Genomic DNA, 21418 nt, shown 5'->3' with positions numbered 1-21418 from the left:
TGCTGTCAAGCCGCAAAATCCCAGGTCAGCGCTTACCCGGTGGACGGGCCCCGCGCGCGATACCCAGCCCCTTCACCGGCGGGCCGGACGGTGCGTCTTCGCCGTCGGCCTCCTTTGCCGGCTCCGCTTTCGGCGCCGGCTCGGGCTCGGCTGCTTCGGGCTGGGCCTCGGCCTTGGGCGCCTCGGCGGCCGGCGCGGCCTTCTTGGCGCCGGGTCGTTTCGCGCCCGCGGCGATGCCCAGGCCCTTGACCGGCGCCGCGGGCGCCTTGTCCTCGGCCTTGCCTTCGTCGGCGGCCGCCTTGGGCTCGGCTTGTTCGGGCTGAGCCTCGGCCTTGGGTGCCTCGGCGGCCGGCGCGGCTTTCTTGGCGCCGGGTCGTTTGGCCCCGGCGGCGATGCCCAATCCCTTGGCTGGGGCGGCAGGCGCAGCAGGCGCCTCCGTCTTGGCTTCGGCCTGGGCCGGCGCCGCCTTCTTGGCGCCGGGCTTCTTGGCGCCGCCGGCGATGCCCAGCCCCTTGGCGGGCGCGGCGGGCGCTGCGGACGCGGAGGCCTCGGCCTTGCCGTCGGCGGCGGGCTCGGCCGCCTTCTTACCGGGCTTCTTGGCACCGCCGGCGATGCCCAGCCCCTTGACGGGCGCCGCGGGCGCGGCCTCGGACTTGGGGGCCGCCTCGGCGGGTGCCTCCTCGGATTCCTTGGCCGGTGCCTCGACGGTGGCGGTGGCCTTGGGCGCCTGAGCCGCCCGCTTCTCGGCCTCCTTGGCGGCCGTGCCCTTCTCCGGCAGCGTCGCCTTGTCGTACTCGAGGGACCCGAGCAGCACCTGGGCGACGTCGAGCACCTCGACCCCGCTGCGGCCGGCCTCTTCCTGCCGGTCGTTGACGCCGTCGGTGACCATCACCCGGCAGAACGGGCAGCCGGTCGCGATGGTGGCGGCCCCGGTGGCCAGTGCCTCGTCGACGCGTTCGTGGTTGATCCGCTTGCCGATGTGCTCTTCCATCCACATCCGCGCGCCGCCGGCGCCGCAGCAGAAGCTGCGCTCGGCGTGGCGCGGCATCTCGGTGAGCGTCGCACCCGCGGCCCCGATCAGCTCGCGCGGCGCCTCGTAGACCTTGTTGTGCCGGCCCAGGTAGCAGGGGTCGTGGTAGGTGATGTCTTGGGAGACGGGGGTCACCGGCACCAGCTTGTTGTCGCGGATCAGCCGGTTCAGCAGCTGGGTGTGGTGCAGCACCGAGTAGTTCGAACCCAGCTGCCGGTATTCGCGGCCCAGGGTGTTGAAGCAGTGCGGGCAGGTGACGACGATCTTGCGGTCGACGGTCTCCACGCCCTCGAACACCCCGTCCAGGGTCTCGACGGCCTGGGCGGCCAGCTGCTGGAAGAGGAACTCGTTGCCCGAGCGGCGCGCGGAGTCGCCGTTGCAGGTTTCGCCGGTGCCCAGCACCAGGTACTTCACCCCGGCGACGGCCAGCAGTTCCGCGACGGCCTTGGTGGTCTTCTTGGCCTTGTCGTCGTAGGCGCCGGCGCAGCCGACCCAGAACAGATACTCGAAGCCGTCGAAGCTGTCCACGTCCTCGCCGTAGACGGGAACGTCGAAGTCCACCTCGTCGATCCAGTTGGTCCGGTCGGACGCGTTCTGGCCCCACGGGTTGGACTTGGTTTCCAGGTTCTTGAACAGCACCGACAGTTCCGAGGGAAACTCCGATTCCATCATCACCTGGTAGCGGCGCATATCGATGATGTGGTCGACGTGCTCGATGTCCACCGGGCACTGCTCGACGCACGCGCCGCAGGACACGCAGGACCACAGCACGTCGGGGTCGATGACGCCGCCCTGCTCGGCGGTGCCGACCAGCGGCCGGGTGGCCTGCTCCGGGCCGGAGCCCATGACGCGGCCGAAGCCCGACTCGGGGACGTGGTGCGCCTCGGCGTGCTTCTCGCCGGCCAGTTCCTCGCCGATCCCGCCTTCCGGCGTGTTCTCGGCGGGCGATTCCTTATCTCCGAGGATGTAGGGCGCCTTGGCCATCCAGTGGTCGCGCAGGTCCATGATGACGAGCTTGGGAGACAGCGGCTTGCCGGTGTTCCAGGCCGGGCACTGCGACTGGCAGCGACCGCATTCGGTGCAGGTGGCGAAGTCCAGCATGGCCTTCCAGCTGAAGTCCTCGATCTTGCCGCGGCCGAACTCGGCGTCGTCGGGCGGGTTTTCGAAGTCGATCGGCTTGCCGTCGGCCTCGATCGGCAGCAGCGGGCCAAGCCCGTCGGGCAGCCGCTTGAAGATGACGTTGATCGGCGCCGTGAAGATGTGCAGGTGCTTGGAGTGCAGCACGATGATGAGGAAGCCCAGCATGACGGCGATGTGCAGCAGCAGGGCCGTGGTCTCGATGATCTCGTTGGCCGGCTGGCCGAGCGGGCGCAGGATCGCCCCGAAGAGCTGCGACAGGAAGGCGCCGTTGCCGTAGGGCAGCGTGCCGTTGTTGACCGCCGACCCGCGGACCAGGACGTAGGTCCAGATGACGTTGAAGATCATGAACAGCACCAGCCACGCGCCGCCGGTGTGTGAGCCGTAGAACCGTGACGAGCGGCCGATCTCGCGCGGGCTGCGCATGAGCCGGATGATGGCGAAGGTGGTGATGCCGAGGAAGACGGCGGTCGCGAAGAAGTCCTGCAGGAAGCCGAGCGCGTCCCAGCGCCCGATGATCGGGATGTGGAAGTTGTCCTGGAACAGCAGACCGTAGGCCTCGATGTAGACCGTGAGCAGGATGAAGAAGCCCCACATGGTGAAGAAGTGGGCCAGGCCGGGGATCGACCACTTGAGCAGGCGACGCTGCCCGAAGACCTCGGAGAGCTCGGCCCAGATTCGCTTGCCGGGCTCGTCGGTGTGCCCCGGAGCGGGCTTCCCGGACGTGATCAGCTTGAACAGCCACAGGACCCGTCGTCCGGCGAGCGCGGCCACGACCAGCGTCATGCCCATGCCCACGATGAGTCTGATCAGCATCTGCGTGGTCACAGAAGGTCTCCCCAATGCATCTTTGATTCAGCCTGCGAATTGTTTGCCTGCTTAGCCCTGCTCATAGTTACATCTCCGCAGCTTTCGCCGCGAGAAAGGCTGCCCTAACTTAGAAGTCCGCCGGCGTCCGTGGCCTGCGTTGTTGGCGAGCCCGGTGTGACCCTCATCGCCGTGACCGGCCGCGTCAGCCCCGCGGTACGAAGGGCGGCAGCAGCGGCCGGAACCGGGTCGTCGTGGGGGGTGCGGCCGTGGTGGTCGCCTGCGACGTCGTGGGCGGCGCGGTGGTAGTCGTCGGCGGGGCCGGCGTCGTCGTGGTGGTCGGCGGCGGCGTCGTGGTGGTGGTTGTCGTCGGTGGCTCGGTTGTCGTGGTGGTCGGCGGCTGCTCGGACGACGACGACGACGGCGGTGGCGGTGGCGGTGGGAGGACCGTCTCGGTGGTGCTGCCGTTCGGCTGGGTGATGGTCACGGTTTGCGACGTTTGCGGGGGAGCCGGCGTGTTCGGCGGGGTGGTGTTGACCGGGTGGGATTTGGGGCGGCCGAGGGTCAGGGCCAACACGATGGCTACCAGCACCGCCGCGGCTGCCCCCGCCACCAGCAGGACCAGCGCGGTGCGTTTGTACCAGGGCAGCGGGCCCTCTTCCGCGGCGTAGCGATCGCCGTCCGCGTAGCCCGAATCCGTTGCCTCCCGGGAGTACTCGCCCGTGGCGTCGCGCCCGGTGTAGGGCACCGGCTCGTCGCCGCCGTCGACGTCCTGGGACCAGGCCAGGGCGCCGTCCACATCGGTGGCCTGGGCGGCCGACGCGGCCTGGGTCATGTCGATCCCGGCGTTGCCGACCATCTCGGTCGGCGTTTCCACGACGGCGCCCGCGGCGGTCGGGACCCCGGCCGACGTCTGCTGTTCACCGAGCGCCGACGCTCCGATGGCCGCGCTGACCGCGGGCTGCGGTGGGGTGTGCACCGGCACCTGAAAACGCTCCGACAGCCGCGCGGCGAGCAGCGGGATGCCGGCGCCGCCGCCGACCGCCGCCACGGCGGCCAGCCTGCCCCTCGCAATCCCGTTGCGGCGCAGGGCTTCTTCCAGGGTGCCCAGGAACCGGTCCAGCGGTTCGGAGATCAGTTGCTCCAGCTCGGCGCGGGACAGCTGCGCGGTCGATCCCGGAGCAATCGCGACGGAGGCCGTCGCGGCGGTCGACAGTTGCTCCTTGGCGCGCCGGCATTCACCGAGCAGCCGGCTCTGCGAGCCGATCCGCACGGTGCTGCCCAGGTCGGCCATGGTGTCGTCGGAGGCTCGCAGGCTGCCGAGCACGAGCTGATCGATCGCGTCGCCGGACAAATCGGCGGATCGCACGGTCGGGCCGACGCGGGTGAAGTTGGACCCGGCGTCCATCAGGGTGACGCTGGTGCCGCTGGCGCCGAAATCGCACAGCGCGACGACCCCGGCGGACGGGAATCCCGGTCTGCCGCGCAGCGCCGCGAGCGCGGCGGTGGCGTCGGACACCAGCACCGGCGCCACGCCACCGCGGGCGAGATCGGGCTGGGCGAAGAATTCCTCCCGCAACGCGGTGAACTGGGCGTCGGACCAGTACGCGGGGACGGCAATGGTGATCGGGGTGCCGTAGCCGACGGTCCGCGCCATGGCCTCGATCGCCTCGACCGTCAGCACCTCCCCGAGGTACTTCGTCCCGTCGGCAGCCACCAGCGGGGACCGGTCGCCGACGCGCTCGACGAATCCGCGCAGCACCATCCCGTTTTCGGTCAGATTCGGGTTTTCCTCCGGCAGGCCAACTTCGGTCGGCCGGCGCTCGAAGAGCGTCAAAACGGCACTGCGGACCACCGGCGGCCTGCCCGCGCGGGCAGCCACCAGGTTGGCCGCCCCAATCGACAGCCCGAGCGACTCGCTCATGCCCCGCACCCCACTTCCGATCGCCCGGTGGTCCTCACCATAGCGGCCGACGGGGTCAGCGCAGGCCGGGCGGGACCGTGATCGCCGTGGGCACCCCCGGAATCGTGATCACCGAGGGCACCTGCGGCAGGTGATGCTTATGCGTTGGTTCCTGCTGACTCGGCTGGCGCGTGGGCTGCTGCGTCGGCTGCTGTGCCGGCGCCTCGCCGGCGCTGCTGGTGGTCGGCGTCGTGGTGGTGGTCGGCGCGGTCGTCGCCGTGGTGGTGGTCGTCGTGCTCGTGCGGCTGGTGCTCGGGGACGGGCTGGTGCCTTGTCCACCCTGCAGCAGCTCGGTGATGCCGTAGACGATCAGCGCGATCAGGATCGCGACGAACACCAGCCAGGCGATGAGCAGCGGGGGCTTGCGGTACCAGGGGGTGGGTTCGGCCTCCAGGCCGTCGAACGCTTCGGGCTGCTCGAACCCCCCGGGCGGGTTCGCCGGGGGTTCGCCGGTGGTCGGCTGCTCAGCGACGCCGTAGTCGGCATGCCGGGTCGCCTGTTCGTGGAAGTCGTCGGGTGGGCCGTTGCGTGCCACGGCACCGATGGTACTGACACCACCTGCCAGCCTCCTGAGCGCGCCTTCAGAACGTGTCGACCTTGCCGAGCGCGGCCCGGACGCGTCCCCGCGCCCGGTCGAGCCGGGCGGCGGCCTCGGCCGCGTCGACGCCGGCGAGCAACGCGACGATCGCGGTCTTGGCATGACCGCCCGCGGCGGCCAGTGCGGCGGCCGCGGTCTCCTCGTCGACGCCGGCCGCGTCGCGCACGATGCGCACCGCACGGCGGCGCAGCTTCGCGCTGGTCGGCCGCACGTCCACCATCCGCGGTCCGTACGCCTTGCCGAGCGCGATCATCACGCTCGTCGAGAGCGCGTTGAGCACGACCTTCTGCGCCGTTCCCGCGGTCAGCCGGGTGGACCCGGCGAGAACCTCAGGGCCGGTGAGCAATTCGATCACCACATCGGCAGATGCCGCGCCGCCGGGGTTGTTGACGATCGCGACGGTCAGCGCGCCCGCCGCGCGCGCGTGCTCGAGGGCCCCCAGCACATACGGCGTGCGGCCCGACGCCGTGATCCCAACGAGCGCGTCGGCGGCGGTCAGGTCGGCGAGATCGGTTGGCTCAAAGGCGTCTTCGGCACCCTCGATCGCCTCGGTCAGCGCCGCCGGGCCGCCGGCGATCACACCGCGCACGAGGTCGGTGTCGAACGTCGGCGCGCACTCGGCCGCGTCGAGCACACCGAGCCGCCCGGGAGTTCCGGCACCGGCGTAGACAAGGCGGCCCCCGTGCTCGAGCCGCGCGGCGATCGCTTCGGCCGCCGCCGCGATCCGCGGGACCGCCGCCGCCACGGCGGCGTGCGCCTCGCCTTCGGCGGCGACGAGCAGCGCGACGACCTCCCCGATGGGCCGCGCGTCCAGGTCATGCAGGTCCGGTCGCACGGCTTCGGTTACGAGCGCGTCGAGTCCTTGCACGCCAGCGGTTTTCGGTGCCGCCTGCACGCGGATCACCTGCGGTTCGTGGATCACCCCGAGCCGCAGCGCCCCGTCGAGCGCGTCGCCGACGGCGGGTACGAGGTCGAGCTTCTCCCGCAGCGCTTTGTACCCGGCCAGGCCGCCGACCATCGCGACCGGGAAGTCCCCGGCCGCGCGAGCGGTCGCGGCGAGCGCCTCGGCGGCCGCGCCGACGATCGCCAGCGCGGCGGCGTCGCCCTGCGCGGCAAGCACGTCGGGTGCGAAGGACGCGAGCGCGGCGGCGCCGGTGAGCTGCGCGGGCCAGGTCCGCGGCGCGCCGAAGCGGGCGCGGGCGGCGTCGAGCAGCGTGGTGGACGGGCCGCGGCCGTCGTGCGCGCGCAGCGCCGCGCGCAGCCCGGCGGCGCCGATCCACGCGCCGCCGCCCTCGTCGCCCAGCCACGGGCCCCAGCCGTCGGCGCGCCGCCACCGACCCTCCGCATCGATCGCGAGCGCCACGACGCCGGTGCCCGCGATCAGCACGACGCCCGGCTGTCCGTTCAGGGCGCCGGCGTGCGCGGTCACGGCGTCGCTGGTCACCGCGACGCGCTCCGCCCGAAGCGAGGTCAGCAGCGCGTCGCCCAGCGCGCGCGCCGCATCCGGAGCCGCCTCCGCCCCGGCGGCGCCGACGATCACCTCGTCAACTGCGCCGAACTGGCGTGCGACGTTCAGGATCGCCGCCTCCGCGGCCCGCACACCGCCCGGCGCCGCGAGCCCCGGCGCGCCCGGCCCCTCCGCCCTGCGGCCGCATGCCGAAGCCCGGCACGACGTCTTACCCAAGTCGACGGCGAGGATCACCGCACCCATCCTTTATCGGCCCGGGCCGGGTGTCGACTGCCGGGCAGACTGGTGTGGTGGAGCGGGCGTTGCTGACCGTGGGGCACGGGACAGCCGACCGTGAGCGGCTAGCGGAGTTGCTTGCCGGCGCCGGAGTTGCGCTGGTGGTGGACGTGCGGCGATATCCGGCCAGTCGGACGAATCCCGACGTGCGTCGGGAGGCCCTGGAAAGCTGGCTGCCCCAACACGGCATCGACTACCGGTGGGAGCCGCGCCTGGGCGGGCGGCGTCACATCGCGGCCGGAGAACCCGAGCCGGACAGCTGGTGGACGGTGGCCGCATTCCGGGCGTACGCCGCATACACCCGTACCCCGGAGTTCGACGCGGCGCTGGACGAGGTCCTGGCCGACGCCACCCGGCGCACCACCGCGGTGATGTGCAGCGAGAGCGTCTGGTGGCGCTGCCACCGGCGGCTGATCGCCGACGTGGCAGAGCTCGGTCGCGCAGTGCCGGTGCAACACCTCATGCCGGACGGCCGCCTGCGCCCTCACCGCCCCGCCGAAGGTGCTCGCCGCCGCCCCGACGGCCACCTGGTATGGGACGGCTGAGTTGCTCCGGCCTTTAGAACGTGTTGACCTTGTCGACGCTGACGAACATGCCGTGCCCGGTGCGGTCATTGGTGAAACGGGTGCCGTCGGCGGTGGCGTTGATCGTCCAGCCCGCGGCGTTGTAGGTCTTGTAGTCGATCTGGACGGCGGGGATGGCGCCCAGGTTTCCCAGCACCCACTGAACCTTGCCGCCGGAGTCCACGCTGACGCCGTTGGCGTGCTCGCCGTCCTGCATGGGCGAGTTGGTGAACGGCGCCTCGCAGCCGACGGTGGCCTTGTTGATCTGGCAGCGCGTGGTGCCCGACTTGGTTTCGATGAACACGTAACCGTTCTGGTCGGGCGGGAGCGGGATGGCGCCAGCCGGTGCGGTCGGGTTCGCCGGTGTCGTCGGCAGGCCGGGGGCCGGGCTGGCGGTGGGCGCCGTCGACGACGCGCTGGGCCTGGGGGTGGGGAACGTGGGCTCGACCGGCCCCGCCCCCGGCGCGGCGACGGGCCGCCCCGCGACGGTGGACGAACAGGCGTCGATCAGCACGGGACTGACCAGCACCGGCGCGATCAGCAGGGATCCACCGGCCAGGCCCCACCGTGCCCTTTGCGAAAACCGCACGCGCCACTCCCGATTATCAGCAATATCGGGAAATCAGATTACGCGCGAAGTGACGAAACCCCCGGTAACCGCGCACCTATCGATGCGGCCCCGATGGTGAAGCTTTACCGCTGCGTGACCGATTGTGTCTCGGCGGCGCGGCGGGCGGCCGCGACGATGCCCTGGTAGCCGGTGCACCGGCAGAAGTTGCCCGACAGGCCTTCCCGGATCTCGTGGTCGCTGGGGTCGGGGTTGTCGCGCAGCAGCGCGGTCAGCGACATCACGAAACCTGGCGTGCAGAAGCCGCATTGCAGCCCGTGGCACTCTCGCAGCGCCGATTGCACGGGCGACAGGGTGCCGTCCGGCGCGGCGACGCCCTCGACCGTCGTCACCTCGGACCCGTCGGCCTGCACCGCGAACATCAGGCACGAGCGCACGGCCTCGCCGTCGACCAGCACCGTGCACGCCCCGCACGCCCCGTGCTCGCAGCCCAGGTGCGTGCCGGTCAGCCCGCACTTGTCCCGCAGGAAGTCCGCCAGCGTCATCCGGGGTTCCACCCCGGCCGTGATTTCAGTTCCGTTGATGGACAGTTCGATTGGGTGTTCACGCATTGCTGGCCCCCAGGGCTTCGGCTATCGCTTTTGTCCACGCGCGCGCGGCCATGGTGGCGCCGACCTTCAACCGGTAGGACGCCGACCCTTGCAGGTCGTTGGGAATGTCGTCGAGCCCGCTCATCGCGGCCTCGCCGATCTCCTCGGGCACCAGCTCGCCGACCGGCCTGCCCACGGCGGCGGCCTCGGCCGCCGTCGCGCGCCGGACCTTGGACCCCATGCCCAGCAGCCCGATCGCGCAGCGCGACACCCGGTCGCGATCGTCGAGCTGGACGGCGACCAGGGCGCCGGCAATCGCGAAATCGCCGTGCCGGCGCGAGAATTCCTCGACGGCGAACCCGGACCTGCCGTCCCACACGGGGAACCGCACCCCGGTCAGCACCTCATCGGAATCCATGGTGGTCTCCCACACCCCGGCGAAGAAATCGGCGGCCGCGATCTCGCGCCGCCCGCGTGGCGACTGAACCTCCATCACCGCATCCAGGGTCAGGGCGACCGCCGGGTATTCGCCCGCGGCGTCGGCATGGGCGATCGACCCGCCGAGGGTGCCCCGGTTGCGGATCTGGAAATGCCCGACGAATGGCGTCACCCGGGTCAACAGCGGAACCGCTTGGCGCACTTGCTCGTCGGCGCCGACGGTGGTCTCGGTGGTGCCCGCGCCGATCCACATTTCTGAGCCCCTGCGCTCGATGCCCTGCAGCTCGGGCAGCCGGGAGATGTCGATCAGATGGTCGAAGTAGGCCAGCCGCATCGCCAGCATCGGCACCAGGCTCTGGCCGCCGGCAAGGATTTTCGCGTCGTCCCCCAACTCAGCCAGCAGTCCCACGGCGTCGTCGATGGTGTCGGGGCGGTGGTATTCGAACGCGGACGGTTTCACCGGTTCCCCCGTTCCAGCTGGGCGGCGATCGACGCCGGGCTGGCCGGCAGCCGGGTGATCGTCACACCCAGCGGTGCGAGCGCGTCGTTGATGGCGTTGATCACCGCCGGCACCGAGCCGATCGCCCCGCCCTCGCCGGCGCCCTTGTAGCCGCCGGGCCCCGGCCCGGGAATCTCGACGTGACCGAATTCGATCGGCGGCACCTCGGTGGCCGTGGGCAGCAGGTAGTCGACGAAAGTCGTTGCCAGCGGGTTGCCGTCGTCGTCGTAGACCATGTCCTCCATCAGTGCACCGCCGATGCCCTGCACCGTTCCGCCCGCGATCTGGCCCTCGACGACCGACGGGTTGATCATCGGCCCGACGTCCTCGCTGACGATGTAGCGCAGCAGCGTCACCTTGCCGGTCGCCACGTCCACCTCACAGGTGCAGGCGTGCGTCGCGTTGGACCAGTGGATGGGGTTGGTCGAATTGAACCGGGCGGTCGCCTCCAGGTTGGCCGACATTCCCGGCGGCAGCTGCTGCGGCGAGTAGTACGCCACGTAGGCCAGCTCGCCGAACGACACCGACTTGGCCGGCTCACCGCGGACGCTCGCCACCGAAAACCCAAGCTCCACTTCCGATTCCGCTACCTTGAGGTGGTGCGCGGCCAGCGCCACGATCTTCTCGCGCAGGATGGCGCCCGCCTCGCTGACCGCCCCCGCGGTCATCGGCGCGCTGCGGCTGCCCTGCGTGCCGGCCCCGTAGGGGGTGACCGCGGTGTCGCCCTGGATGGTGGCCACGTCGTCGATGTCGGCGCCCAGCGCATCGGCGGTCAGCTGAACGACGGTGGTCTCGATGCTGTTCCCGCTCGAGCCGCCGTTGACGTAAACGTTGATCTTGCCGGTCGGCTCCATACGGATGGTGGCGCCTTCGGTGGCCAGGTGGCCGGTAGCGGCGCCGGTCGGCTCGATGTAGGCCGAGAAGCCAAGGCCCAGGTAGCGGCCCCGCGCCAGCGCCTCGGCCTGCTCTTTGCGAAACCCTTCGTGGTCAAGGATTTTCACCGCCTGCTCGAAGGTTTCGATCGGGGCGACGTGGTCGTACGGCATGCCGTTGGGGTTGACGTACGGCATCTCGTCGCGGCGCAACAGGTTTCGGCGGCGCAGCTCCACCGGGTCGATGTTCATCTTGCGGGCGGCGATGTCGAGCAGGATCTCGCGCGCCAGCGTCTCGTACTGCCACGGGCCGCGATAGGCGGCCAGGCCGCTGGTGTTGGAGAACACCGTCTTGTAGTTGAAGCTGGCCTTGGGCACCCGGTAGGGGCCCGGGAAGAACATCCCGATGGCGGCCGTCGTCAGGACCGGATACGGCGTGGGGTAGGCGCCGATGTCCTGGACGAAGTCGATGTCCGCGGCCGCGATGTTGCCCTCGGCGTCGAAAGCCATGCGCGCGGTGCCGTCGACGTGCCGGGCCTGCCCGGCCGACATCAGGTTCTCGCGCCGGTCCTCGATCCACTTCAGCGCCGCCGGCACCTTGCGCGCGGCCAGCATGATGCACATGTCCTCGCGCATCGGGACGACCTTCTGGCCGAAGCCGCCGCCGGTGTCGCGCATGATGACCCGAACACGTTGCGCCGCAATGCCTAACAGGCGGGCGCAGAACGCCCGCAGTTCGTGTGGGGTCTGGGTGGACGCCCACATGGTGAGTTCTCCTGTGGCGGCTGTCCATTCGACGACCAGGCCGCGGGTCTCGATCGGCACCGGCGCGTAGATCTGCTGATAGATGCGCTCTTTGACGACGCACGGCGCGTCGGCGAACAGCTCTTCGTCGGGCGGGGCCCCGCCCATCCCGCCGGCGACGTTGTTCGGGTAGGCGTCGTGCACCAGCACATCGGAGTCCTGGGCCCGGGTGAAGTCGCTGACCGCGGGCAGCGGCTCGTAGTCCACGTCGACGAGTTCCAGCGCGTCCTCGGCGACATACCGGCTCTCGGCGACGATGAGCGCGACGGGGTCGCCGACGAACTTGGCCTCGCCCGCGGCCAGCGGCGGCCGCGGGGTGTCCGGCATGTCCTTGCCGGCGACGGCGTGCCACGCCTCTTTCACGTCCGGGTTGAGGTCGTCGGCGGTGAACACCGCGCGCACGCCGGGCAGCCCCAGCGCGGCCGAGGCGTCGATGCCGTTGATGCGCGCCCGCGCGAACGGGCTGCGCACGAAGCAGGCGTGCAGCATGCCGGGCCGCGCGATGTCGTCGACGAAGCTGCCGCGGCCGGTCAGCAGCCGGCCGTCCTCCACCCGCTGGACGCGGGTGCCGGCGTACCGGGGCGCCGGGGTGACGGCTCGCCCTTGCACGTCCTGACTCATCACGCTCCATCCGATGCCGTGCATAGCGAAGTTATCGCTTTGGGAGAAGTGCAATGTCATCATAGGAGAGTGGGGTTACCGGAGTCGACCTCTCCACCACACAGCGTCGGAGTCCTGCTGGCCGCGGGCGCCGGGCGGCGCTATGGCAAGCCGAAGGTGCTGGTCGAGGGCTGGCTGCAGACCGCGGTCGACGCCTTGCGCGCCGGGGGCTGCGCCGACGTCGTCGTCGTACTGGGCGCCGCCCAGGTCCCCGCCCCGGTCGGGGCTGTCGCGGTCACCGCGCCGCGGTGGCACGACGGGTTGAGCGCCTCGGTGCGCACCGGCCTGGAGCAGGCCGGCCGCGTGGGCGCGGATTACGCCGTGCTGCACGTCGTCGACACCCCCGACGTCGGTTCCACCGTGGTGGCGCGGGTGCTCGGCCGCGCGATCGCGTCCCCCAGCGGGCTGGCGCGCGCCGTGTTCGGTGACCGACCGGGCCACCCGGTGGTGATCGCGCGCCGGCACTGGCCCGAGGTCCTGTCGCACATCTCCGGTGATCGCGGCGCCGGGGCGTACCTGCGCACCCGGCACGACGTCGAGGTCGTCGACTGCGTGGACCTCGCCGGCGGTCAGGACATCGACGAGCCTTAGATCGCGGCGGATGGGTCGGCGGCCGGCAGCGCGGCGTCTTGGGCGGCGGCCCGCACGCGATGGCGGACCAGATACCAGCCGCCGATCAGCCCCGGAATCCCGAGGGCCATCGCGCCGAGCAACCACGGGCCTTGGACCTTGTCCAACAGCATCAGGACCAGGACGCCGGCCAGGAAGGCCAGCGTCAGGTAGCCGCTGTAGGGCGCCAGCGGCATCCGGAAGTGCGGCCGTTGCAATGTTCCGGCGCGCGACAGCCGGTAGAACCGCAGCTGGCTCGCCACGATCGTGCCCCAGGCCACCACCACGCCGACGGCGGCGATGTGAAGCACGATTTCGAACGCCTGGCTCGGTTTGACGGCGTTGAGCACGATGCCCAAGAGGCCGACAACGGCGGTGAGGAGGATTCCGCCGTAGGGCACGCCGTTCTTCGTCATGGGTGCGGTGAACTTCGGGCCGCTGCCGTTGATCGCCATCGACCGCAGGATGCGGCCGGTGGAGTAGAGCCCGGCATTCAGGCTGGACAGCGCCGCGGTCAGGACGACGAGGTTCATCACGCTGCCCGCCCCGCCGAACCCGACCTTCGAGAAGAACGTCACGAACGGGCTCACGTGGTCCCGGTAGGCGGTGTGTGGCAGCAGCAGGGCCAGCAGGATCGTCGACCCGATGTAGAAGATGGCGATGCGAAACACCACCGAGTTGATCGCGCGCGGCATGATCTTGTGCGGGTTCGCGGTCTCGCCGGCCGCGATGCCGACGAGTTCGACGGCGGCGTAGGCGAAGACCACCCCCGAGGTGACGAGCACCAGGGGCAGCAGGCCGGCCGGCAGGAGGCCGCCATGGCTCTCCCACAGCGCCACGCCGGGATCGTGACCGTCGACCTTGAAGCGGCCGACCAGGAAGACGATGCCGACGACGAGGAACGTCACCAGGGCGAGCACCTTGATCAGCGAGGCCCAGAATTCCAGCTCGCCGAACAGCTTGACCGAGATCAGGTTCATCGCCAGCACCATGACCAACGCGATCAACGCCAGCGTCCACTGCGGGACGGCCTGAAACGCCGTCCAGTAGTGGCAGTAATGCGCGATCGCGGTGGTGTCCACGATCCCGGTCATCGCCCAGTTGACGAAGTACAGCCAGCCCGCGGCGAAAGCGGCCTTCTCGCCGAAGAATTCCCGGGCATAGGACACGAAGGATCCCGACGAAGGGCGGTACAGCACGAGTTCGCCGAGGGCGCGCAGGATCAAGAACACGAAGATGCCGCAGATCCCGTACACCAGGAACAGCCCCGGCCCCGCCGACGCGAGCCTTCCGCCGGCGCCCAGGAAAAGACCCGTTCCGATGGCCCCGCCCAGGCCGATCATCTGTACCTGGCGGTTCGTGAGCCCCTTGTGATAGCCCGCGTCTTCGCGGGTGAGCCGCGCGGCGGCGCTGTCGAGCTGTGCCATCAAGCTCCTGCCGGGGGTGGCTCCAGGGAAGCTCAGGTTAACCCATCGGCGAGCCGCCGGCCTCGCTGTGCGGCTGCCGGTCCTTCGAGGGCCGTTGGTCGCCGCGCACTTTTTCGGTGCCCCGGGAACAAGACGGCGAGGTGCGCCGTTAGCATGATCAAGAAGTTGAGCGAACCAGACTCAATGCTGGGTTGACACCGCGGTGTCGCCAAGAGCAGTCTTGAGCGGGGTTCACTCAGCATAGTGGCACCAAGAAGGCTCTACTCAATCAGGAGGAATCACTATGGCTCGTGCGGTCGGTATCGACCTCGGGACCACCAACTCCGTCGTCGCAGTTCTCGAGGGCGGTGACCCCGTCGTCGTCGCCAACTCCGAGGGCTCACGGACGACCCCGTCCATCGTCGCGTTCGCGCGCAACGGCGAGGTGCTCGTCGGCCAGCCCGCCAAGAACCAGGCGGTGACGAACGTCGACCGCACCATCCGTTCGGTCAAGCGGCACATGGGCACCGACTGGTCCATCGAGATCGACGACAAGAAATACACCGCGCAGGAGATCAGCGCGCGTGTGCTGATGAAGTTGAAGCGCGACGCGGAGGCGTACCTCGGTGAGGACATCACCGACGCCGTCATCACCGTTCCGGCGTACTTCAACGATGCCCAGCGCCAGGCGACCAAGGAAGCCGGCCAGATCGCCGGCCTGAACGTGCTGCGCATCGTCAACGAGCCGACCGCGGCCGCGCTGGCCTACGGCCTGGACAAGGGCGAGAAGGAACAGACCATCCTTGTCTTCGACCTCGGTGGCGGCACGTTCGACGTCTCGCTGCTCGAGATCGGCGAGGGCGTGGTCGAGGTCCGTGCCACCAGCGGTGACAACCACCTCGGTGGCGACGACTGGGACGACCGGGTCGTCGAGTGGCTCGTCGACAAGTTCAAGGGCACCAGCGGCATCGACCTGACCAAGGACAAGATGGCGATGCAGCGGCTGCGTGAGGCCGCCGAGAAGGCCAAGATCGAGCTCTCGAGTTCGCAGGGCACCTCGATCAACCTGCCCTACATCACCGTCGACGCGGACAAGAACCCGCTATTCCTCGACGAGCAGCTGACCCGCGCCGAATTCCAGCGCATCACACAGGATCTGCTGGACCGCACCCGTCAGCCGTTCCAGTCGGTGATCAAGGACGCCGGCATCTCGGTCTCCGAGATCGACCACGTGGTGCTGGTGGGTGGTTCCACCCGCATGCCCGCGGTGTCCGAGCTGGTCAAGGAGATGACCGGCGGCAAGGAGCCCAACAAGGGCGTCAACCCCGATGAAGTTGTGGCGGTGGGAGCGGCTCTTCAGGCAGGTGTGTTGAAGGGTGAAGTGAAAGATGTTCTGCTGCTTGACGTTACGCCGCTGAGCCTGGGCATCGAGACCAAGGGTGGCGTGATGACCAAGCTCATCGAGCGCAACACCACGATCCCCACCAAGCGGTCGGAGACCTTCACCACGGCCGACGACAACCAGCCGTCGGTGCAGATCCAGGTCTATCAGGGTGAGCGCGAAATCGCTTCGCACAACAAGCTGCTCGGCTCCTTCGAGCTGACCGGCATCCCGCCGGCTCCGCGCGGCGTCCCGCAGATCGAGGTCACCTTCGACATCGACGCCAACGGCATCGTGCACGTCACGGCCAAGGACAAGGGCACCGGCAAGGAGAACACGATCAAGATCCAGGAGGGCTCCGGCCTGTCCAAGGAGGAGATCGACCGGATGATCAAGGACGCCGAGGCGCACGCCGAGGAGGACCGCCAGCGTCGCGAGGAGGCCGACGTTCGCAACCAGGCCGAATCGCTGGTCTACCAGACGGAGAAGTTCGTCAAGGAGCAGCGCGAAGCCGAGGGCGGGTCGAAGGTTCCCGAGGAGACGCTGTCCAAGGTCGACGGCGCCATCGCCGAGGCCAAGACGGCCCTGGGCGGCACCGACATCGCCGCGATCAAGGCGGCGATGGAGAAGCTGGGCCAGGAGTCCCAGGCGCTCGGACAGGCGATCTACGAGGCCACCCAGGCCGCGGGCGGCGCGGAGGCCGGTGCAACCGGCGGACCGTCGGGCTCGGCCGACGACGTCGTGGACGCGGAGGTGGTCGACGATGACCGGGAGTCCAAGTGACGGACGGAAATCAGGAACCGGTAACGGTCACCGACAAGCGGCGGATCGACCCCGAAACGGGTGAGGTGCGCCACGCCCCTCCCGGCCCAGAGCCGGGAGGGGGCACGTCGTCCTCCGGGGATTTTGCGGGCGAAAGCCCCGAGGAGGCCGGCAAGGCCGCCGAATTGCTGGGCGACCTGCAACGGGTCCAGGCCGACTTCGCCAACTACCGCAAGCGTGCGCTGCGCGACCAGCAGGCCGCCGCGGACCGCGCCAAGGCCGCCGTCGTCAGCCAATTGCTGGGCGTGCTCGACGATCTCGAGCGGGCGCGCAAGCACGGCGACCTGGAGTCCGGCCCGCTGAAGTCGGTGGCCGACAAGCTGGACAGCGCCCTGACCGGACTCGGTCTGGTGGCGTTCGGCGAGGAAGGCGAGGACTTCGACCCGGTGTTGCACGAAGCCGTGCAGCACGAGGGTGACGGCGGCGACGGCTCCAAGCCGGTGATCGGCACGGTCATGCGGCAGGGTTACAAGCTGGGCGAGCAGGTCCTGCGGCACGCTCTGGTGGGTGTCATTGACACAGTCGCAGACACGGTGCCGGACGACGGCGCCGCAGCGGCGGGGCCGGCCGAATCGGACGATAACCCCGGCGCATCCGGTGAATAGACCACACAATCAGCACAACAACAGAACAGAAAGGTGGAAGGGGGTGACGCGACATGGCCCAGCGAGAATGGGTCGAAAAGGACTTCTATAAGGAGCTGGGCGTCTCCTCTGACGCCAGTCCCGAAGAGATCAAACGCGCTTACCGGAAGCTGGCGCGCGACCTGCATCCGGACGCCAACCCCGACAATCCCGCCGCCGGCGAGCGATTCAAGGCGGTGTCGGAAGCGCACAACGTGTTGTCGGATCCGGCGAAGCGCAAGGAGTACGACGAAACCCGCCGCCTGTTCGCAGGCGGCGGATTCGGCGGCCGCCGGTTCGACACCGGTGGTTTCGGCGGCTTCGGTGCTGGCGGTGACGGCGCCGAGTTCAACCTCAACGACCTGTTCGACGCCGCCGGCCGAAGCGGTGGCGCCAACATCGGTGACCTGTTCGGCGGCTTGTTCGGGCGCGGCGCAAGCGCCCGTCCCAGCCGGCCGCGCCGCGGCAACGACTTGGAGACCGAGACGCAGCTGGACTTCGTCGAGGCCGCCAAGGGCGTGGCGATGCCGCTGCGGCTGACCAGCCCGGCGCCGTGCACGAACTGCCATGGCAGCGGCGCACGTCCGGGCACCAGCCCGAAGGTGTGCCCCACCTGCAACGGTTCCGGCGTGATCAACCGAAACCAGGGCGCGTTCGGCTTCTCCGAACCCTGCACCGATTGCCGGGGCAGCGGCTCGATCATCGAGCACCCCTGTGACGAGTGCAAGGGCACCGGGGTCACCACCCGCACCCGCACCATCAACGTGCGCATCCCGCCCGGCGTCGAGGACGGGCAGCGCATCAGGCTGCCGGGGCAGGGCGAGGCCGGGCTGCGCGGGGCCCCGTCGGGCGATCTGTACGTGACCGTACATGTGCGGCCGGACAAGGTATTTGGGCGCGACGGTGACGACCTCACCGTGACCGTTCCCGTCAGCTTCGCCGAATTGGCCTTGGGCTCTACGATTTCGGTGCCCACGCTGGACGGCAAGGTGGGCGTGCGGGTACCCAAGGGGACCTCCGACGGCCGCATCCTTCGGGTGCGTGGGCGTGGTGTCCCCAAGCGCAGCGGCGGTAACGGGGACCTGCTCGTCACGGTGAAGGTCGCCGTGCCGCCGAACCTGGAGGGCGCGGCCGCCGAGGCGCTGGAGGCTTACGCGGCCGCCGAGCGTGCCAGCGGGTTTGACCCACGCGCGGGATGGGCGGGTAATCGCTGATGGCCAAGAATTCACGAGACGAGTCTCGGACGTTCCTGATCTCGGTCGCCGCCGAGCTGGCCGGCATGCACGCCCAGACCCTGCGTACCTACGATCGCCTCGGCCTGGTCAGCCCGCAACGCACTTCCGGTGGGGGACGGCGTTATTCGGAGCACGACGTCAACCTCCTGCGCGAGGTGCAGCGGCTGTCCCAGGACGAGGGCGTCAACCTCGCCGGCATCAAGCGCATCATCGAGCTGACCAATCACGTCGAGGCGCTGCAGGCGCGTGTGCAGGAACTCACCGAGGAGCTGGCACAGCTGCGCGCCGGCCAGCGCCGCGATCTGGCGGTGGTGCCCAAGAGCACCGCGGTGGTGGTGTGGCAGCCGCGCAGAGGGCGTTAGCCGCTCGTCCATGTAACAGTCAAGGAACTCTGGCACATGCTCCGCTTCGCGGTGCTTTTTGATGTCAGAATCGGGTAGTGACGATCGACGCCGACATCATCGCTTGGGCGCTGCAGCGCCCTGCCTGGCAACAGGAAGTGCTGGTAGCGCTCGCAAACGGTCAAAGCTATACCGATCAGGAGATCGAACGGCTCGTAGACGCGATCCTTGGAGGCGACAAGGCCGCGCCGAGCCAAGAGGCGAAGAGCATCGCACCGAAGCCCGATGCCACCGAGCAGGTATCTCTGCGAGCCATCACCGACGTCGCCGGCGTCAACGCCTTGATCCCTGGTCAGACACTGCGGTTCGGAACGACGGGGCTCACGATCATTTACGGAGACAACGGCAGCGGCAAGTCAGGCTATGCGCGGTTGATAAAGGCGCTGGTTGGTGCGCGCCACTCATCTGACGTCCTGCCAGACGTCTTCCGAGCGGGTGCGCCTGAACCGAAGGCGGTCCTCCAGTACACCGTCGGCAATGCCGACATGGCACACGGCTTCCCGTCGCCCTCGCCGCCCGAACTGCGGCGGATGCGCTTCTACGACGAGCACTGCGGTGACGACTACCTGACCAAGGAGTCCACGATCTCGTATCGGCCATCGTCACTTTCGCTACTCGACGGACTCATCGCGGTGTGCGATCGCGTCCGGTCGGTGATCGCCGACCTGATTAAGTCGTTGGAATCGGGCGCGTTAAACCTAGGCATCGCTTCCGATACCGCCGCCGGGGCATTCGCGGCGAAGCTCTCGGCGAAGACAACTGACACCGCCATCGACGACGCCACAGCCGACATACCGGATGCCAAGCGCCTGGCCGCGGCGCTGCAGAAGGAAGCGCAACTCAATGCGAGCAATCCGCAAAAGGAGAAGGCGCGGTTGGAAGGACTCGCCGCGACGTGTGCCGCAGTGGCTAAGACGGCCGGGCAGCTGGTGGCCGCGTTGACTCCCGAGAAAACCGCCGGCCGCGCTGCCCTCGGCACCGCTGCGAGAATGGCGCGCAACGCAGCGACGATCGCCGCGGCGAACACCTTCGAAGATGTACCACTCGACGGCGTCGGGTCGGACACGTGGCGACTGCTCTGGCAATCGGCCCGCAACTACTCGGTCACCGAAGCGTATCCATCGCAAGACTTTCCAGTCACAGCCGACGGCGCGCACTGCGTCCTGTGCCAGCAGACCCTCGACGAACCGGCCCGAGACCGACTTGGTCGCTTTGAGCAGTACATGACCGACACCACCGAACGCGATGCGCGAAGCGCCCAGGCTTCGTTTGCCACCTCAGTCGATGAGGTCCGAGCGCTGGTGTTCGCCTCTGCCGAGCTGGCCGCACAGGTCGGAACGGTCAAGGCTCACGACGCAACGTTGGGCGCCGACGTCGAGACCTTGCTCGGCGCACTCGGCCCGTACCGCGACCGCGTGCTCGACTACCTTACCCAGGCTGGCCCGGACGCTGGACCACTACCGGCCACCGCAGTGATCTCCAGGCTCGACGAAATGGCAGTTCAGCTAAAGGCCCAGGCTGCGGGCACCGATACCGCACAGTTCGCACAGGAACTCGCTGCAGCCACCAAAGAACGAGCCGAGCTCCAAGCCACTACTCGGCTGTGCGAAGCCAAACAGCAGCTAAAAGACGAGGTTGACCGTCTCAAGAAGATCGCAGCTCTCAAGACTGCGCGCAGCGCCGCCGACACCAACGCCATCACCCAGAAAGCCTCAGCGCTCACCCGCCAGTATGCGACAAAAGTCATTCTCGACGAGTTCACACGCGAAACCGAACGCCTGCATCTGCGCCGCGTCACGCTCGACGATCTCGGCGGCCGCAAAGGGCAACTCACCCAGCGTCCAGCACTGCTAGGCGCGGTTCGAAGCGCCGCAGCACACCACGTGCTCAGCGAGGGCGAACAGACCGCGCTCGGCCTGGCCGGCTTCTTCACCGAGGCCAAGTTCGACAATTCGAAATCGGCGATCATCTTCGACGATCCAGTGACCTCCTTAGATCACGTACGGCGGGACAAGGTCGCCCAGCGTCTTGCGCAACTCGCAAAGGACCGGCAAGTCGTCGTATTCACCCACGACGTCGCCTTCGTCGGCGACCTGAGCGCGGCAGCTGACAGCGAGGGTGTGCCGGTGGCTGGAAGGTGCGTCGAACGCCAGGGATTGGAACCGGGCGTCTGCCTGGACTTCCTGCCGTGGAAAGCCAAAGACTTCGCGCAGCGAATCGACCACCTGCGCACCGAGCTGACCAAGCTGACCAAGGAGCGGCCGAGCCTGGTCCAGGACGACTACGAAGAACGCGTTGCTTCCTGGGCCGGCAAGCTCTCGGAGGCGTGGGAGCGCTGCGTCACCAGCGAGATCCTCTACCAAGTCTTCGATCGAGGGCGGGCGCATGTGCAAATGCAGAAATTTCGCGTGCTCGCGCAGGTGACCGAGGTCGACGATCAGCAACTGCAAGAAGGCTACGGAGAGACATCGAAGTGGGCGCGCCGCCACGATAAGGCGGAGGAAACCAACTACGTGGCACCCGAGCCCGGCGACCTCGAAGGCGCACTCAACCGGCTTGTCGATTGGCAGAAGCGAACGAAGAAGTACCGCAACAGCAGCTAAGTTGAGTAGCCGCCCGTTTTGCGCTGTCGACTGCAACGCCGTGGGCGGCAGCTACCGCAGTGACT

The 21418-nt window shown here is 69.1% G+C and carries 16 protein-coding genes and 1 pseudogene; 7 read left to right on the top strand and 10 right to left on the bottom strand.

Annotation, left to right across the window (positions count from 1 at the left end):
- Window positions 1–25 precede the first annotated feature (25 nt).
- The 5 genes and pseudogenes from A5773_RS07080 to A5773_RS26745 form a co-directional block, all read right to left on the bottom strand.
- On the bottom strand, window positions 26–2995 hold the full coding sequence (locus A5773_RS07080) for a (Fe-S)-binding protein (protein ID WP_067263871.1): 2970 nt from the start codon (window positions 2993–2995) through the stop codon (window positions 26–28).
- A gap of 184 nt (window positions 2996–3179) precedes the next feature.
- The gene (locus tag A5773_RS07075) at window positions 3180–4898 is read right to left on the bottom strand and encodes an Hsp70 family protein (RefSeq protein WP_067790292.1); all 1719 of its coding nucleotides are present in this window, start codon (window positions 4896–4898) and stop codon (window positions 3180–3182) included.
- Between the two features lie 55 nt (window positions 4899–4953).
- Entirely contained in the window at window positions 4954–5472 is a 519-nt protein-coding gene (locus A5773_RS07070; protein ID WP_067263865.1) for a hypothetical protein, read from the bottom strand.
- A 46-nt stretch (window positions 5473–5518) separates the two neighbouring features.
- On the bottom strand, window positions 5519–6403 hold the full coding sequence (gene murQ / locus A5773_RS26750; RefSeq protein ID WP_067790320.1) for an N-acetylmuramic acid 6-phosphate etherase: 885 nt from the start codon (window positions 6401–6403) through the stop codon (window positions 5519–5521).
- Window positions 6404–6568: 165 nt separating this feature from the next.
- Window positions 6569–7246 (bottom strand): annotated as a pseudogene (locus A5773_RS26745) (BadF/BadG/BcrA/BcrD ATPase family protein); the annotation flags it as partial.
- A 47-nt stretch (window positions 7247–7293) separates the two neighbouring features.
- Here A5773_RS26745 and A5773_RS07060 point away from each other — a divergent pair.
- A complete protein-coding gene (locus A5773_RS07060; RefSeq protein WP_067790317.1) occupies window positions 7294–7824 on the top strand; it encodes a DUF488 family protein in 531 nt (176 codons plus the stop codon).
- Between the two features lie 13 nt (window positions 7825–7837).
- Here A5773_RS07060 and A5773_RS07055 read toward each other — a convergent pair whose 3' ends face one another.
- From A5773_RS07055 to A5773_RS07040, 4 genes are all read right to left on the bottom strand, one after another.
- Window positions 7838–8386, bottom strand: coding sequence for a hypothetical protein (locus A5773_RS07055; RefSeq protein WP_369817333.1), 549 nt, complete (start codon window positions 8384–8386; stop codon window positions 7838–7840).
- Window positions 8387–8535: 149 nt separating this feature from the next.
- Window positions 8536–9021: a (2Fe-2S)-binding protein gene (locus A5773_RS07050; protein WP_067790286.1), complete on the bottom strand. Its 486-nt coding sequence runs from the start codon at window positions 9019–9021 to the stop codon at window positions 8536–8538.
- Window positions 9014–9898, bottom strand: a complete 885-nt coding sequence (locus A5773_RS07045; protein ID WP_067790283.1) for a xanthine dehydrogenase family protein subunit M — start codon at window positions 9896–9898, stop codon at window positions 9014–9016. Before A5773_RS07045 ends, A5773_RS07050 begins: the two co-directional genes overlap by 8 nt.
- Window positions 9895–12234 carry a xanthine dehydrogenase family protein molybdopterin-binding subunit gene (locus A5773_RS07040; RefSeq protein ID WP_066947706.1) on the bottom strand — a complete coding sequence of 780 codons (2340 nt, stop codon included), beginning with the start codon at window positions 12232–12234 and terminating at the stop codon, window positions 9895–9897. Before A5773_RS07040 ends, A5773_RS07045 begins: the two co-directional genes overlap by 4 nt.
- A gap of 69 nt (window positions 12235–12303) precedes the next feature.
- Between A5773_RS07040 and A5773_RS07035 the strand changes: the two genes are divergently transcribed.
- On the top strand, window positions 12304–12864 hold the full coding sequence (locus A5773_RS07035; RefSeq protein WP_066947597.1) for an NTP transferase domain-containing protein: 561 nt from the start codon (window positions 12304–12306) through the stop codon (window positions 12862–12864).
- Here the strand turns inward: A5773_RS07035 and A5773_RS07030 are convergent.
- Complete coding sequence (locus A5773_RS07030; RefSeq protein WP_066947709.1) at window positions 12861–14309, bottom strand: amino acid permease; 1449 nt, start codon at window positions 14307–14309, stop codon at window positions 12861–12863. The two genes, A5773_RS07035 and A5773_RS07030, sit on opposite strands and share 4 nt — an antisense overlap.
- A gap of 283 nt (window positions 14310–14592) precedes the next feature.
- Between A5773_RS07030 and dnaK the strand changes: the two genes are divergently transcribed.
- The 5 genes from dnaK (at window position 14593) to A5773_RS07005 (ending at window position 21353) form a co-directional block, all read left to right on the top strand.
- Window positions 14593–16452: a molecular chaperone DnaK gene (gene dnaK, locus A5773_RS07025; protein ID WP_066947600.1), complete on the top strand. Its 1860-nt coding sequence runs from the start codon at window positions 14593–14595 to the stop codon at window positions 16450–16452.
- Complete coding sequence (grpE, locus tag A5773_RS07020) at window positions 16449–17096, top strand: nucleotide exchange factor GrpE (RefSeq protein ID WP_066947603.1); 648 nt, start codon at window positions 16449–16451, stop codon at window positions 17094–17096. The genes dnaK and grpE overlap by 4 nt, the downstream gene beginning before the upstream one ends.
- 53 nt (window positions 17097–17149) lie before the next feature.
- Complete coding sequence (gene dnaJ, locus A5773_RS07015; protein ID WP_066947606.1) at window positions 17150–18328, top strand: molecular chaperone DnaJ; 1179 nt, start codon at window positions 17150–17152, stop codon at window positions 18326–18328.
- Entirely contained in the window at window positions 18328–18711 is a 384-nt protein-coding gene (locus A5773_RS07010; protein ID WP_067790280.1) for a heat shock protein transcriptional repressor HspR, read from the top strand. Before dnaJ ends, A5773_RS07010 begins: the two co-directional genes overlap by 1 nt.
- Window positions 18712–18788: 77 nt before the next feature.
- Window positions 18789–21353 carry an AAA family ATPase gene (locus A5773_RS07005; RefSeq protein ID WP_067790277.1) on the top strand — a complete coding sequence of 855 codons (2565 nt, stop codon included), beginning with the start codon at window positions 18789–18791 and terminating at the stop codon, window positions 21351–21353.
- Window positions 21354–21418: the final 65 nt, after the last annotated feature.

It is taken from the genome of Mycobacterium sp. 852014-52450_SCH5900713 (assembly GCF_001667075.1).
In the GTDB taxonomy this organism is placed as follows: domain Bacteria; phylum Actinomycetota; class Actinomycetes; order Mycobacteriales; family Mycobacteriaceae; genus Mycobacterium.
The sequence above is the reverse complement of the archived record's forward strand: the minus strand, read 5'-3'. Positions and strand labels throughout refer to the sequence as shown.

What these genes read in the sequence shown, in the direction of transcription:
- A5773_RS07075 (WP_067790292.1), bottom strand. Translation starts at nt 4,898, where the DNA reads ATGAGCGAGTCGCTCGGGCTGTCGATTGGGGCGGCCAACCTGGTGGCT.
- A5773_RS07050 (WP_067790286.1), bottom strand. Translation starts at nt 9,021, where the DNA reads ATGCGTGAACACCCAATCGAACTGTCCATCAACGGAACTGAAATCACG.
- A5773_RS07040 (WP_066947706.1), bottom strand. Translation starts at nt 12,234, where the DNA reads ATGAGTCAGGACGTGCAAGGGCGAGCCGTCACCCCGGCGCCCCGGTAC.
- A5773_RS07030 (WP_066947709.1), bottom strand. Translation starts at nt 14,309, where the DNA reads ATGGCACAGCTCGACAGCGCCGCCGCGCGGCTCACCCGCGAAGACGCG.
- dnaK (WP_066947600.1), top strand. Translation starts at nt 14,593, where the DNA reads ATGGCTCGTGCGGTCGGTATCGACCTCGGGACCACCAACTCCGTCGTC.
- dnaJ (WP_066947606.1), top strand. Translation starts at nt 17,150, where the DNA reads ATGGCCCAGCGAGAATGGGTCGAAAAGGACTTCTATAAGGAGCTGGGC.
- A5773_RS07010 (WP_067790280.1), top strand. Translation starts at nt 18,328, where the DNA reads ATGGCCAAGAATTCACGAGACGAGTCTCGGACGTTCCTGATCTCGGTC.